Below are 14,118 nucleotides of genomic sequence, written 5' to 3' on the forward strand. Positions count from 1 at the left end.
CGGGCAGAGTGATTAGCATCCGTGCATCCGCAATACTGGCGGTTCACGGAGACCACAATGCATAACAAGACTCCCGAACAGGCACCCTTGCGCGTGCTGATTATCGGCTCCGGCTTTGCCGGCCTGGGCCTGGCCATGCGCCTGCGTCGGCAGGGCGTGGAGGATTTCCTGATCCTCGAAAAGGGCAGCGAGCCCGGCGGCACCTGGCGCGACAACACTTACCCGGGAGCGGCCTGCGATGTGCCCTCGCACCTGTACTCGTTTTCCTTCGAGCCGAAGACCGACTGGAGCCGGCGCTATGCCCCACAGGCAGAGATCTTCGCCTATGTGCGGCAGTGCGTGGCCAACCACCGGCTGCAGGCGCATATCCGCTGCAACAGCGAGGTGGCGGAAGCCCGCTTCGATGAGCAGACGGCGCTGTGGCAGGTAACCACCACCGCTGGTGCATGTTTCAGCGCTCGCGCGCTGGTCAGCGCCTGCGGCCAGCTCAACCGCCCGCTCTATCCGAAGATTGCAGGCCTGGAACGCTTCGCCGGGGAGAGTTTCCATTCGGCGCGCTGGCGGCATGACATCGACCTCAGCGGCAAGCGCGTGGCGGTGATCGGCACCGGCGCCAGTGCCATCCAGTTCGTTCCGCAGATCGTGCCCAAGGTAGCGAAACTGCATCTGTTCCAGCGCTCCGCCGCCTATGTGCTGCCCAAGCCGGATCGCGCCTACAGCCGCTTCGAGCTGGCACTGATGCAGCGCCTGCCCTGGGCGCAGAAGCTTGATCGCGGCCTGCAGTACCTCTATCACGAAGTCCGCGGGCTGGCCTTCTTCGTCCTGCCGTGGGTGATGAAACTGATGCGCGCCAGCTTCCTGCGCCAGCTGCAAAGCCAGGTGGCCGACCCGGCGCTGCGCGCCCGGCTGACCCCGGACTACCCGATGGGCTGCAAGCGCATCCTGATCAGCAATGACTACTACCCGGCGCTAGTGCAGCCGCAGACCGAGGTGGTGGGCGAGGCCATCCGCGAAGTCAGCGAGCGTGGGGTGATCACCGCCGATGGCCGCGAGCGCGAGGTGGATGTGCTGATCTACGGCACCGGCTTTGCCGCCAGCGACTTTCTCGTGCCGATGCGCATCCATGGCCTCGGCGGGCGTGAGCTGAACGAGGCCTGGCAAGAGGGCGCCGAGGCCTACAAGGGCATCAGCGTCAATGGCTTCCCCAACCTGTTCATTCTTTACGGGCCGAACACCAACCTGGGACACAACTCGATCATCTACATGCTGGAGAGCCAGTTCCCCTACGTGTTGAACTGCCTGCAGCAGCTGGAGCAGGGCGTGCGCTACCTCGACGTGCGGGCGCCGGTGCAGCAGGCCTGGAACCAGCGCCTGCAACACGCCATCGAGCATTCGGTGTGGGAGCAGGGCTGCAACAGCTGGTACAAGAATGCCGCCGGCAAGCACACCAACAACTGGTCGGGGTTCACCTTCAGCTATCGCCTGCACACGCGCCGGCCAGACTGGAGCGACTATGACCTTGTCCGTTGAGTTGCCGCGTCCACCGGGCATGGCCCAGCGCCTGCTTTCGGCCTTGCTGCGTGGCAGCACCTGGCTGCTGTTTCGCAGCGGCTTTCGCCCTGGCGTCTTGCCGGCTACCCAGCGCCGCTTGCTGCACCTGGCCACGCGCATTGCTCCGGTGGCGCGCAAGGTGCGTATCGAGCCCGGGCACATCGGCGGGGTGGCCTGCGAATGGCTGAGCCCACCGACAGACAACGGCTGGGTGTTGCTCTATCTGCACGGCGGCGCCTTCATGGTCGGCTCGCCGCAGACCCACCGCAGCATCACCAGCTACCTGGCGCGTCACGGCCAGCTGCGCGTGTGTGCGCTGGATTACCGCCTGGCGCCGGAGCATCCGTACCCGGCGGCGCCGGACGATGTGCTGGCGGCTTACCGGGCGCTGCTGGCGCAGGGGCAAGCCGCCGAGCGCATCGTCATCGCTGGCGACTCGGCAGGCGGTAACCTGACCCTGACGGCGGCCCTGCGCCTGCGCGAGCTGGGGTTGCCGCAACCGGCGGCACTGGTGTGTTTCTCGCCGGTCACCGATGTCACTGGGGCCAACCTGCCCGAGCCGCCGGCGGGCGATCCGCTGTTGCAGCCGGCCTGGCTGGGGCAGGGCGTGGATGCCTATTGCCCGCCCGGTGTGGAGCGGCGGGCTGCGGCGCTGTCGCCGCTGTATGCCGATCTGCGTGGCTTGCCGCCCCTGCTGGTGCAGGTCGGCGAGGACGAACGGCTGTTGCCGCAGAGCCTGCTGCTGCAGGAGCAGGCTGGAATCGACCTGCAGCTGGAGTGCTACCCGCGCCAGTGGCATGTGTTCCAGATCAACTGTGGTCTACTGGATATTGCCGACCTGGCATTGCAGCGGACGCTCGATTTCCTGCGTCAGCGAGGTTGCCCATGAATACCATTCTGATTACTGGCGCGGCTTCCGGTATCGGCGCAGCCACGGCGCGCCTGTTTCATTCGCGGGGCTGGCGGGTTGGCCTGCTGGATATCAACCACGCCGCACTGGCCGAGCTGGCCGCCGAACTGGGCGGGGTGTGGCACGCCGAGCTGGATGTCACCGACGCCGGCGCGGTGCGCGAGGCGCTGGCCGACTTCTGTGCCCTGCATGGCGGCCAGCTGCGCCTGCTGTTCAACTGTGCCGGTATCCTGCGCTTCGGTCATTTTGCCGAGATCAGCGTTGAGGAGCATGCACAGATCCTGCGCATCAACGTGCTCGGCCTGCTGCAGGTCAGCCATGCGGCCTTCCCCTACCTGCGTGGCACGCCAGAGGCGCAGGTGATCAACATGGGCTCGGCATCCGGGCTGTACGGCACGCCACATATGGCCAGTTATTCGGCATCCAAGTTCGCCGTGCGGGGTCTGACCGAGGCCCTGGAGCTGGAGTGGCGGCCGCACGGCATTCGCGTTGGCGACCTGATGCCGCCCTTCGTGCGCACGCCGATGGTCGAGAGCCAGCGCTTCACACCACCGGCCTTGCGCCGGCTGGGCGTGCATCTGCGCGCCGAGGACATCGCCGAGGCGGTCTGGCAGCAGGCGCAACGCTCGCAGGTGCATCGGCCGATCCACTGGCTGTTCCGCCTGATGTACTGGGCCGGGCAGCTGTCGCCGCCGGCGCTCAATCGCGGGCTGATGGCCTGGGTCAGCCGGGAGTAGGGCTGCCATGGTGCCGGCCGCCCGGCGCCAGATTTCCACTGCCGCCGCCCGTCGCCAGGCCTTCTGCCGGTGGTCTTTCCGGTCGGCAGAGCGACGTGGCAACCGCTACCCTGCAAAAGACGGTTTCGGTTCGCTCCCTGCGCAACCCGCCGTCTGCCGTGGCGCATGCGCCCGGTACTGTGCCGGTCGGGCATACCTTGGCCCGGCGTTCTCCAGGTGCCGTCAGGCGCCTCAGGCTGCCAGCCGTTGGGCAGCAGCGGTTTATCCATCGCCTGCGAGGAGGTCGTTTATGAGCACAGCCTTCCAAGATGATGCCAGCAGTCATGTTCTGCGCCGCATGAAAGAGGGCGGTTTCGATTTCGCCCGTGTCCATCCCATCGAGTTCTACGTGATCTTTCCCGACGAGGAGCGGGCCCGGCAGGCCGCCAGACAGTTCCGTGGTGAATCGCTGAATGCCCAGGTCAGTCTGCGTGATGACGGTGCCTGGCATCTGCAAGTGAGCAAGGTGATGTATGCCACCTATGCCGGTATCGGTGATTTCGAGCAGGACATGGAGTCGCTCGTCGCACCGCTTGGTGGTGTGCTGGACGGCTGGGGAGTGACCCAGGAAGTACGTCTGCCTGGAAGTTGAAAGCGGGCCGGCTGGCCCTTGCGGCCAGCCGCCGTTGCCCGGCGGTTCTGCGTTATGCCTGCGGTGCTGTGGCGCTGCGGCGCTCCAGCTGTTCCAGATAATCCACCACATCGGGGGCGCCAGCCAGGCGCAGGCCCTCGCCGAGGGCATTGGCTTCCGCCGACTCCCTGGGCAGGAGGATGAATTCCGGTGCGCCATTGTCGCGCAGCAGCGACAGGCGCGAGTAGGGCAGGCCGTTGTCCAGCAGCAGGCCCATGAACGCGGGGTCGCTCCAAGCCTGCACCGGCATGGCCAGCACGTGGTACTGGCGCTTGAGTTCGGCCAGGCCCTGGCTGTTCAGGCGGTAGCGGCTGATCTGGGCCGGCAGGGTGACTTCCAGGCCGCGCAGGCGGGCATAGACGATGGCGCTGGCGAAGGCCTCGCCGTGCTGCTCGCTGGCCCAGTACAGGCGCCGGCCATACCAGCTGGCCTGGCGCAGCTCCACCGCCTCGGCGGCCAGGAAGCGTGGCATGGCCATGCTGATGGTCTTGAGAAAGTCCTTGTAGCTGATGATGCGCACGTTGCGGCAGGGCTGGGTGGCAGCGAAGGCCTCCAGGCTGGCGAAGGCCTGGCCATCGGCCAGCGGCGTGCCGCACAGGCCGTCGATCTCGCGCAGGTCGAAATCATGCAGCTGCTGCTGTTCCAGGCTCACCACGCGCATCAGTACGGCGCGGGCTTCGGCCTTGTCTTCCTGCACCGGGCCGGAGAGCGCGTCGCGCGGCAGGTCGACCAGGCGCTGCAGGGGCGGGCCGGCCTGCCACCAGATGCTCTGCGGCGGGATCGGCAGGGCCTTGAACGGCAGGCGCAGACTGCGGGCCCGCTCGAACACCAGGCGCGGCGAACGACCGCCCAGGCCGAGGCGCTGGGCCAGGGCGGACAGGCGTGAGGCCAGGCTGGTGTTGGATTCGGACAAACTCATGACCCGCTGAGCACTCCTGGGACTTGGGTGCCAGTTTGGCAGAGCTGTTGCCGGTGCGCACTACCGATACGCTCTCGCCCGTGCTTTGCGGGCTCCGGAAGCTGCCGCTGCTGTGGCAAAATAATGCCGATCATTTCGAGGATGCCTCCATGCCCAGCCTCGTGCTGGATATTGCTCTGTCCGCAGAGCGTTTCCGCGCCGTTTACCAGGGGCGCGCCAATCGGGTCTTGCTGGTCAGTCGCGATGGTCGCAGGGTCAGCCTGCCGGCCCATCATCTGCGTCCCTTCCTGCGCCACAACGGCATCTACGGCGTGTTCGAGCTGGAGTTCAGCGCGGCCGGCGAACTGCAGGGCCTGCGCCAGCTGAGTTGAACAGGCGGTCGGGGATTCCTTATTACTCCCTTGCCTCGCCCGATGCTAGTACGCACGGCTATAATCGCGGCCTGCTTCCCACTGCCATGACCGAGCAAAACCACCCATGTACGAGCTGGCCCGCGCCCTGTTGTTCAAGCTGTCCCCGGAAACTTCCCACGAGCTGTCCATCGATCTGATCGGCGCCGGTGGCCGTCTGGGGCTCAATGGCCTGCTGTGCAAGGCGCCTGTGAGCCTGCCGACCAAGGTGATGGGCCTGGAGTTTGCCAACCCGGTTGGCCTGGCCGCTGGCCTGGACAAGAACGGCGACGCCATCGACGGCTTCGCCCAGCTCGGCTTCGGTTTCGTCGAGATCGGCACCGTGACCCCGCGTCCGCAGCCGGGCAACCCCAAGCCGCGCCTGTTCCGTCTGCCGGAAGCCACGGCGATCATCAACCGCATGGGCTTCAACAACCACGGTGTCGACCACCTGCTGGCGCGGGTGCAGGCGGCCAAGTACCGCGGCGTGCTGGGCATCAACATCGGCAAGAACTTCGATACCCCGGTCGAGCGTGCCGTGGACGACTACCTGATTTGCCTGGACAAGGTCTATGCCCACGCCAGCTATGTCACGGTCAACGTCAGCTCGCCGAACACTCCGGGGCTGCGCAGCCTGCAGTTCGGCGACTCGCTCAAGCAGCTGCTCGAAGCTCTGCGCCAGCGCCAGGAAGATCTGGCCGTGCGGCATGGCAAGCGGGTGCCGCTGGCGATCAAGATTGCCCCGGACATGAGCGACGAGGAAACCGTGCAGGTGGCCCAGGCGCTGATCGAAACCGGCATGGACGGCGTCATCGCCACCAACACCACCCTGGGCCGCGAGGGCGTGGAGAACCTGCCGTTCGGCAATGAGGCCGGTGGTCTTTCCGGTGCGCCGGTGCGTGACAAGAGTACCCACACCGTGCGCGTGCTGGCTGGCGAGCTGAAGGGGCGTCTGCCGATCATCGCTGCCGGCGGTATCACCGAGGGCGCACATGCGGCTGAGAAAATCGCCGCCGGTGCCAGCCTGGTACAGATCTATTCCGGGTTCATCTACCGTGGCCCGGCGCTGATTCGCGAGGCGGTGGACGCCATCGCCGCGCAGCGGGCATAAGCGAGGGGCATAAAAAAGGGCCCCTGAGGGGCCCTTGGGCTTGCGCCCACCGCCCGGATGGGGCGGCCTGGTGAAGTCGGGGTGATCCTGTTCAGCCGACGGCGTGCAGTTCGTTGAGTCTATGGAGGCCGGCAGTGCCGGTCAGTCCGTCCCAGTTGTCGCCGCGGCCTTCGCGCCAGCCGTTGATCCAGGCTTGGCGAGTGGAGGCGTGAGTGAAAGGACACAGGTCGCGGGATTTGCCATGAATGCCGTGCTGATAACCGCGCAAGAAAGCTCGTTCCAACGGATCACGCTTAAGTCTTCTCATCGGGTGTTGCCCTCACTGTTGACTGTTATGTCCCGTGGGCTCCTCTCGGAGCCCGGCAGAAAGGCTCTGCCGGTGGGGTTCGCTGCCGGCGTGGCGAACCGCCTGCCGGTACCATTGCGGCACCGGCCTGAGTTGATTTCTAACGAATGCACTGGGGCCTGTGAATGATCGTTTTGTCATAAGGACGTAACGCATTCAGGGCTGGGGCCATAAGCTTTGGCCGGTTTTTCCCGGGGTTTTGCCCCGGCCCCCCGCCATACGGGAGCCGCGCCGAAGTGTGGCGGCTTTTTGCTATTGCAAATGGCTCGTATTGGCGGGGTGTTTTATTCCGACGAAGGGTCGCCGCGCGACGTTCTGTCACATATTTTGGCTAGCAAGCCTTCACTTATTACTGGATGCACCATGTCCGACCGTTACGAACTGATTCTGACCTGCCCGAAAAGCCTGGAAAGCCTGCTGGCCGAAGAGGCCGCCGGTCTGGGCCTCGAGGAAGTCCGCGAGCAGACCGCAGCGGTACGCGGCTTTGCCGGCCTGGAAACGGCCTACCGGCTGTGCCTCTGGTCACGCCTGGCCAACCGCGTGCTGCTGGTGCTGCGACGCTTCCCGGTGGTGGATGCCGAGTCGCTCTACCAGGGCGTACTGGCGGTGGACTGGGCCGAGCACCTGGAACCTTCCGGCACCCTGGCGGTGGAGTTCAGCGGCAACGGCTCGGGTATCGACAACACCCACTTCGGCGCCCTCAAGGTCAAGGACGCCATGGTCGACAAGCTGCGCACGGCCGACGGCACGCGCCCGTCGATCGACAAGATCGACCCGGATCTGCGCGTGCACCTGCGCCTGGATCGTGGCGAGGCGGTGCTGTCCATCGACCTTTCCGGCCACAGCCTGCACCAGCGCGGCTACCGCCTGCAGCAGGGCGCCGCGCCGCTCAAGGAAAACCTCGCCGCGGCCATCCTGATCCGCGCCGGCTGGCCGCGCATCGCCGCCGAGGGCGGTGCCCTGGCCGACCCGATGTGCGGGGTCGGCACCTTCCTGGTGGAGGCGGCGATGATGGCCGCCGACCTGGCGCCCAACCTCAAGCGCGAGCGCTGGGGCTTCTCCAGCTGGCTCGGCCATGTGCCGGCGCTGTGGAAGAAGCTGCACGCCGAGGCCGAGACCCGTGCCGCCGCCGGCCTGGCCAAGCCACCGCTGTGGATTCGCGGCTACGAGGCCGATCCGCGGCTGATCACCCCGGCGCGCAACAACATCGAACGTGCCGGCCTCGGCGACTGGGTCAAGCTGTACCAGGGCGAACTGGCCACCTTCGAACCGCGTCCGGACAAGAACCAGACCGGCCTGATCATCAGCAACCCGCCCTATGGCGAGCGCCTGGGCGACGAAGCGAGCCTGCTGTACCTCTACCAGAACCTCGGCGAGCGCCTGCGTCAGAGCTGCCTGAACTGGGAGGCGGCGGTGTTCACCGGCGCGCCCGAACTGGGCAAGCGCATGGGCCTGCGCAGCCACAAGCAGTACGCCTTCTGGAACGGTGCGCTGCCGTGCAAGCTGCTGCTGTTCAAGGTGCTGCCGGAACAGTTCGTCACCGGCGAGCGCCGCCCGGCCAGCACCGTGCGTGAAGGCCAGGAGCCGGCCGTAGCGGTAGCCAGCCAGGCAGCGCGGCTGTCCGAAGGCGGGCAGATGTTCGCCAACCGCCTGCAGAAGAACCTCAAGAGCCTGGGCAAGTGGGCGAAGAAGGCCGGCATCGAGTGCTACCGCCTGTACGACGCCGACATGCCGGAATATGCCCTGGCCATCGACCTGTACCGCGACTGGGTGCACGTGCAGGAATACGCGCCGCCGCGTTCCATCGACCCGGACAAGGCCCAGGCGCGTTTGCTCGATGCCCTGGCGGCCATTCCGGTGGCGCTCGGCATCGCGCCCGATAAAGTGGTGATCAAGCGCCGCGAGCGCCAGAGTGGCACCAAGCAGTACGAGCGCCAGGCCAGCCAGGGCCAGTTCATGGAAGTCAGCGAGGGCGGCGCCAAGCTGCTGGTCAACCTCACCGACTATCTGGACACCGGCCTGTTCCTCGACCACCGCCCGCTGCGCCTGCGTATCCAGAAGGAAGCCGCCGGCAAGCGCTTCCTCAACCTGTTCTGCTACACCGCCACGGCCACCGTGCATGCGGCCAAGGGCGGCGCGCGCAGCACCACCAGCGTCGACCTGTCGAAGACCTACCTGGACTGGGCGCGGCGCAACCTGTCGCTGAACGGTTTTTCCGACAAGCACAAGCTGGAACAGGGCGATGTGATGGCCTGGCTGGAGGCCGACCGCGGCGAGTACGAACTGATCTTCATCGACCCGCCGACCTTCTCCAACTCCAAGCGCATGGACGGGGTGTTCGACGTGCAGCGCGACCATGTGCGTCTGCTCGATCTGGCCATGAGTCGCCTGGCACCGGGCGGGGTGCTGTACTTCTCCAACAACTTCCGCAAGTTCGTGCTGGATGAAGGATTGGCGACGCGCTATGGGGTGGAGGAGATCAGCGAGCAGACCCTGGATCAGGATTTTGCCCGCAACGCCAAGATTCACCGGGCCTGGCGTCTGACGGCGCGCTAGAAACAGTAGTGGCGGTACGATGGCCGAGATGGCGAGCATGCAGGGCAAGACGGGAGGCACCGACAGCAATCTGAATGCCTGGCTGGTCGCCGTGCTGGCGTGCCTGGGTGGGCTGTCGCTGAGCGTGGCGCTGAGCGTGGCGACCGGCAGCTTCCATCAGCGCCAGCTGGAGCAGCGCTTCGCCTGGGCCGCCAGCGAGCGGGCCGCGGCCATGCAGGCCAGCTTCAGTGCCCATGTGGCTGATCTGGACGGCACCCGGCGGTTTTTCATCAATGCCGACGAGGTGACCTTCAGCGAATTCGCCGGCTATGCCGGTGGCTTGCTCAATCGCACCCTGTCCTACGCCTGGTTGCCCCGGGTGGAGGCTGCCCAGCGCGACAGCTTCGAGGCGCAAGCCCGGGCGGCGGGCTATCCGGGCTTCACCATTCGTGACTTGACCGAGCAGGGTACGCTGCAGCCGGCAGCCAGCCGCGCGGAGCATTTTCCGGTGCGCTACCTGGTGCCGATCCAGACTTTCGATGCGGTGCTGGGCCTCGACATGAACTCGCAGCAGGCGCGCCGGGAGACCCTCGAGCGGGCCCGGCACAATGGCTTCATGGCGACTTCCGGGGTGATTCGCTTCGTCGCGGCCAGCGCTGCCGACCGCGATGGCCTGCTGCTGATGGCGCCGATCTTCCGCGGGAGCCAGCCGCTGTCGGGCAGTCCGTTGCCGGCGCAGTCCCTGCGCGGCTTCGTGGTGGCCTTTCTCAGCCTGCACCAGCTGCTGGAGGATGGTGGCAGTGCCCAAAGCGAGCGCAATCTCAGCCTGGAAGTGCACGATACCAGCCGCCTCAGTGGCGAGGCGCTGCACTACCGCTCGCCGGCCCCGGCGGCGGACAGCCCGCTGCTGCTGCGTCGTGAGCTGCAGCTGGCCGATCGCCGCTACGAGCTGAGCATCCGCCCCACGGCAGCGTTTCTGGCGGCCAACAGCAACCGCGATCAGGCCATCCTGCTGACCGCCGGGGTGCTGCTCAGTCTGCTGCTGGGCGTGCTGTTGTTCACCTTGGTCAGCCAGCGCCAGCGCGCCCGCAGCCTGGTCGCCCAGCGCACCCTGGAACTGCGCAGTCGCGAGCGCGAGCTGGCGATCAGCGAGCAGCGCTGGAGCTTTGCCCTGGATGGTGCCGGCGATGGTGTGTGGGACTGGGATCTCGACCGCGACCGCATCTTTCTCTCCGATAGCTGCACGGGCATGCTCGGCTATAGCGCGGACGAGATCGGCGATGATCGCGCGGCCTGGCAGCAACTGCTGCATCCGGACGACCTGCCCGCCTGCCTGCAGGCCCTGCAACTGCATCTGCAGGGGCAGACGGAGTTCTTCCGCCACGAGTACCGCATGCGCTGCCGTGATGGCGCCTGGAAATGGATTCTCGGTCGCGGCAAGGTGATGGAGCGCGCGGCCGACGGCAGGCCGCTGCGCATTATTGGCACGCAGTCCGATATCCGCTGGCGCAAGGCCGCCGAGCTGGAGCTGGCGCGGGTCAACGCCTATCTGCATGGCATCCTCGATGCCGCGACCCAGGTGGCCATCATCGCCACCGATCTGGATGGCACCATTCGCACCTTCAACGCCGGAGCCGAACGCATGCTCGGCTATAGCGCCGAGGAACTGGTCGGCCAGGCGACGCCGGAGCGTTTGCACCTGCGCGAAGAAATCGACCAGCGCTCCCGTGAGCTGAGCCTGCGCTATGGCAAACCGATCAACGGTTTCGAGGCATTCGTGGCGGTGACCCAGGCCGAGAAGGGGCACGACGAGCGCGAGTGGACCTATGTGCGGCGCGATGGCAGTCGCCTGGTGGTCAACCTGATCGTCACCAGCGTGCGCGACGAGAGCGGCGAGCTGATCGGCTTTCTCGGCATCGCTGCCGACATCACCGAGCGCCGGCGCGTGCGCCAGGTGCTGGAGGAGCGTGATCGGCGCATGGAAATGCTCATGGCCAGCGTGCCGGGGGCGATCTACCAGTACCGCCGCCAGGCCGACGGCAGCTCCAGCTTCCCCTATGCCAGTGCCGGCATCCGGGCCATCTACGAGATCGAGCCGGAGGTGCTGCGCAGCGATGCCAGCTCGGTCTTTGCGCGCATTCATCCGGATGATTTCGAGCGGGTGAGCAGCAGTATCCGGGTTTCTGCCGAGCAGTTGCAGCCCTGGTGCCAGGACTACCGGGTGCTGTTGCCGGTGCGCGGGCTGCGCTGGCTACGCGGCGAGGCCACGCCGGAGGCGCTGGCCGACGGCGGGGTGCTGTGGCATGGCTACCTGACCGATATCACCGGGCTCAAGCTGGTGGAGCAGGAACTGCGCGCCCTGTCGATCACCGATGCGCTGACCGGGGTGCACAACCGACGTTACTTCCAGGAGCGCCTGGAGGCCGAAATCGCCCGGGTGCAGCGCTTTGGCGGCGAGCTGTCGGTGGTAATGCTGGATATCGACCACTTCAAGCAGATCAACGACCGCTTCGGCCACGAAGCCGGCGACCGGGTGCTCAAGGCACTTTGCGAGCGCCTGCGTCAGCGCCTGCGTGGCATCGACGTGTTCTGCCGGCTGGGCGGCGAGGAATTCATCGTGCTTTGCCCGAGCACCAGCGCCGCGCAGGCCATGGCCTTGGCCAGCAGCCTGTGGCAGGTGCTGCGTAGTGAACCGGTGGAGGGCGTGGGCCGGGTCAGCGCCAGCTTCGGCGTGGCCAGCTGGCGCCCGGGTGAGGGCGCCGATGGCATGTTGCGGCGGGTCGACTCGCGCGTCTACGCGGCCAAGCAGGCCGGACGTGACCAGGTGCTGGGCGAGCCGGACTGAGCCTGCCCACCCTTGTTGCCTCAGCGCAGGGCGGGTTGCTTGTACAGTTCCAGGAGGATCTGGTCGAGCACCTGGGAGGCGCCCCAGGGCTTCGGGTCGTTGAGGATCGCCGAGACCGCCCAGGTGTTGCCGTTGCTGTCGCGGGTGAAACCGGCGATGGCGCGCACGTTGTTCAGGGTGCCGGTCTTGATATGGCCTTCGCCGACCAGGGCGGTGCGCCGCAGGCGCTTGCGCATGGTGCCGTCCATGGCTACCAGCGGCAGCGAGGAAATGAACTCGGGGGCGTAGGGGCTGTGCCAGGCGGCCTGTAGCATGGCGGCCATCTCGCGGGTGCTGACCCGCTCGTCGCGCGACAGCCCGGAGCCGTTCTCGATCACCAGGTGGCTGGCGGTGATGCCCTTGCGCGCCAGCCAGGCGCGGATCGCCCGCTGCGCCGCCTTGGAGTCGTCGGCATCGGCCTTGTCGCGGAACTGCGCGCCGATGCTGAGGAACAGCTGGCGGGCCATGGTGTTGTTACTGTACTTGTTGATGTCGCGGATGATCTCCGGCAGATCCGGCGAATAGGCGCGGGCCAGCAGGCGGGCGCTCTTCGGCACGCTGCCCTGGCGATCCTTGCCCATGATGCTGCCGCCCAGCTCCTGCCAGATCGCCCGCACGGCACCGGCGGCGTAGCCGGGGTGGTCGAGCAGCGACAGGTAGGTCTGCGCGCTGCAGCCTTCGGCCAGCTTGCCGGTGACCACCAGGGTGGTGCCGTCGTACTGGGTCACCGGGTTGAAGCGCACGTCCGGCCAGCCCGGGCACTTGGCGGCCGGCAGCGCCTTGACCTGGTTGTCGATGCGCACGTTGGTCAGCGGCGGCTCCATCATCACGCTGACCTTGCCGCCATCGGTGCGGGTGATCAGGCGCACGGCCTTGAGGTTGATCAGCAGGGCATCGGGGCCGACCAGGAACGGCTTGTTCTTGTCGCCGCCGTCGTCGTTGAACACTGGCAGTTGCGGCTGGACGAAGCGGTCGCGGTCGAGGATCAGGTCGCCGGTGACCTGCTGCACACCGTTGGCGCGCAGGTCGCGCATCATCAGCCAGAGCTTCTCCATGTTCAGCTTGGGATCGCCGCCACCCTTGAGGTAGAGGTTGCCGTTGAGCACGCCGTTCTTCAGCGGGCCGTCGGCGTAGAACTCGGTCTGCCAGTGGTAGGTGGGGCCGAGCAGCTCGAGGGCGGCATAGGTGGTGACCAGTTTCATGGTCGAGGCCGGGTTCACCGACACATCGGCGTTGTAGACGATGCTGGTGCCGGGGCCGGTGAGCGGGATGGCCACCAGCGACAGGCTATTGACCCCCAGCTTGTTGGCCTTGAGGGCCTGCTGCACCTTGGCCGGCAGGCTGTTGCTGACGGCGGCGTGGGCGGGAAGGGCGAAGGGCAGAAGCAGACTGGCGAGGGCGAGGCGACGAAGCGATCTGATCATTGAAGAAGCCGTACGAGATGAAGAGAAACCCGGCTGGTAGACGCTCGGGTGGCTTGGCGAATTGCCGCGCATTATGCCCCAGGCCTGCTCCTTGTGGGCGCTTTCACCTGGTCTGGCAGTGCCCGTCGCGGCGTTTTTTTCCGACTTTTCGGTCAATGGACGGGCGGCCGACGCGGCAAACTGCTAGAGTGCCGCCGGTAATTTCTATTGAGTGTTGAGGAGTTTTACATGGCCACTAACCGTTCCCGCCGTCTGCGCAAGAAACTCTGCGTCGACGAATTCCAGGAGCTGGGCTGCGAGCTGAACCTGAGCTTCCGCGATGGCCTGTCCGACGCCGAGATGGATGCCTTCGTCGACGCCTTCCTGGACGAAGCCGTTGCTGGCAACGGTCTGGGCTATGTCGGTGGCGATGACTACGGCTTCGTCTGCCTGGGCAAGCGTGGCTCGATGAACGCCGAGCAGCGCACCCAGCTGGATGCCTGGCTCAAGGCCCGCGGTGAGCTGACTGGCTACACCCTGAGTCCGCTGATGGACGTGTGGTATCCGGAGAATCCGGTCAACGCCTGACCCGCGTAGCATGGCAGTCCGCCAAGCAACAAAAAGCCCGACCTAGGTCGGGCTTTTTGTTGGCTGCGAATCGTT

Annotated in this window: 12 protein-coding genes; 9 read left to right on the plus strand and 3 right to left on the minus strand. The window is 66.4% G+C overall.

Annotation, left to right across the window (positions count from 1 at the left end; translation table 11 throughout):
• Nucleotides 1–57 precede the first annotated feature (57 nt).
• The 4 genes from A9179_RS08905 (at nucleotide 58) to A9179_RS08920 (ending at nucleotide 3,829) form a co-directional block, all read left to right on the plus strand.
• Nucleotides 58–1,530: a flavin-containing monooxygenase gene (locus tag A9179_RS08905; protein WP_187805461.1), complete on the plus strand. Its 1,473-nt coding sequence runs from the start codon at nucleotides 58–60 to the stop codon at nucleotides 1,528–1,530.
• Entirely contained in the window at nucleotides 1,514–2,440 is a 927-nt protein-coding gene (locus A9179_RS08910; RefSeq protein WP_187805462.1) for an alpha/beta hydrolase, read from the plus strand. The genes A9179_RS08905 and A9179_RS08910 overlap by 17 nt, the downstream gene beginning before the upstream one ends.
• Nucleotides 2,437–3,198 (plus strand): SDR family oxidoreductase, encoded by a 762-nt coding sequence (locus A9179_RS08915; RefSeq protein WP_187805463.1) that lies wholly within the window; start codon nucleotides 2,437–2,439, stop codon nucleotides 3,196–3,198. Before A9179_RS08910 ends, A9179_RS08915 begins: the two co-directional genes overlap by 4 nt.
• 289 nt (nucleotides 3,199–3,487) lie before the next feature.
• The gene (locus tag A9179_RS08920) at nucleotides 3,488–3,829 is read left to right on the plus strand and encodes a ribonuclease E inhibitor RraB (RefSeq protein WP_187805464.1); all 342 of its coding nucleotides are present in this window, start codon (nucleotides 3,488–3,490) and stop codon (nucleotides 3,827–3,829) included.
• A 52-nt stretch (nucleotides 3,830–3,881) separates the two neighbouring features.
• On the opposite strand, the gene A9179_RS08925 is transcribed toward A9179_RS08920, so the two are convergent.
• Nucleotides 3,882–4,787, minus strand: coding sequence for a DUF6685 family protein (locus A9179_RS08925; protein ID WP_187805465.1), 906 nt, complete (start codon nucleotides 4,785–4,787; stop codon nucleotides 3,882–3,884).
• A 149-nt stretch (nucleotides 4,788–4,936) separates the two neighbouring features.
• Here A9179_RS08925 and A9179_RS08930 point away from each other — a divergent pair, with 149 nt between their 5' ends.
• Entirely contained in the window at nucleotides 4,937–5,158 is a 222-nt protein-coding gene (locus A9179_RS08930) for a DUF2835 domain-containing protein (RefSeq protein ID WP_187805466.1), read from the plus strand.
• A 106-nt stretch (nucleotides 5,159–5,264) separates the two neighbouring features.
• A complete protein-coding gene (locus tag A9179_RS08935; protein WP_187805467.1) occupies nucleotides 5,265–6,287 on the plus strand; it encodes a quinone-dependent dihydroorotate dehydrogenase in 1,023 nt (340 codons plus the stop codon).
• 91 nt (nucleotides 6,288–6,378) lie between these two features.
• On the opposite strand, the gene rmf is transcribed toward A9179_RS08935, so the two are convergent.
• Nucleotides 6,379–6,594, minus strand: a complete 216-nt coding sequence (gene rmf, locus A9179_RS08940; protein ID WP_187805468.1) for a ribosome modulation factor — start codon at nucleotides 6,592–6,594, stop codon at nucleotides 6,379–6,381.
• A gap of 402 nt (nucleotides 6,595–6,996) precedes the next feature.
• Between rmf and rlmKL the strand changes: the two genes are divergently transcribed.
• Together rlmKL and A9179_RS08950 are read left to right on the plus strand one after the other, a co-directional pair.
• Nucleotides 6,997–9,189 (plus strand): bifunctional 23S rRNA (guanine(2069)-N(7))-methyltransferase RlmK/23S rRNA (guanine(2445)-N(2))-methyltransferase RlmL, encoded by a 2,193-nt coding sequence (rlmKL, locus tag A9179_RS08945; protein ID WP_187805469.1) that lies wholly within the window; start codon nucleotides 6,997–6,999, stop codon nucleotides 9,187–9,189.
• Nucleotides 9,190–9,208: 19 nt separating this feature from the next.
• Nucleotides 9,209–12,013 carry a sensor domain-containing diguanylate cyclase gene (locus A9179_RS08950; RefSeq protein WP_187805470.1) on the plus strand — a complete coding sequence of 935 codons (2,805 nt, stop codon included), beginning with the start codon at nucleotides 9,209–9,211 and terminating at the stop codon, nucleotides 12,011–12,013.
• A 20-nt stretch (nucleotides 12,014–12,033) separates the two neighbouring features.
• On the opposite strand, the gene dacB is transcribed toward A9179_RS08950, so the two are convergent.
• A complete protein-coding gene (dacB, locus tag A9179_RS08955) occupies nucleotides 12,034–13,476 on the minus strand; it encodes a D-alanyl-D-alanine carboxypeptidase/D-alanyl-D-alanine endopeptidase (RefSeq protein WP_187805471.1) in 1,443 nt (480 codons plus the stop codon).
• Nucleotides 13,477–13,704: 228 nt separating this feature from the next.
• On the opposite strand from dacB, the gene A9179_RS08960 reads away from it, so the two are divergent.
• Nucleotides 13,705–14,043 carry a 50S ribosome-binding protein YggL gene (locus A9179_RS08960; RefSeq protein WP_187805472.1) on the plus strand — a complete coding sequence of 113 codons (339 nt, stop codon included), beginning with the start codon at nucleotides 13,705–13,707 and terminating at the stop codon, nucleotides 14,041–14,043.
• Nucleotides 14,044–14,118: the final 75 nt, after the last annotated feature.

It is taken from the genome of Pseudomonas alcaligenes (genome assembly GCF_014490745.1).
GTDB lineage: Bacteria > Pseudomonadota > Gammaproteobacteria > Pseudomonadales > Pseudomonadaceae > Aquipseudomonas > Aquipseudomonas alcaligenes_C.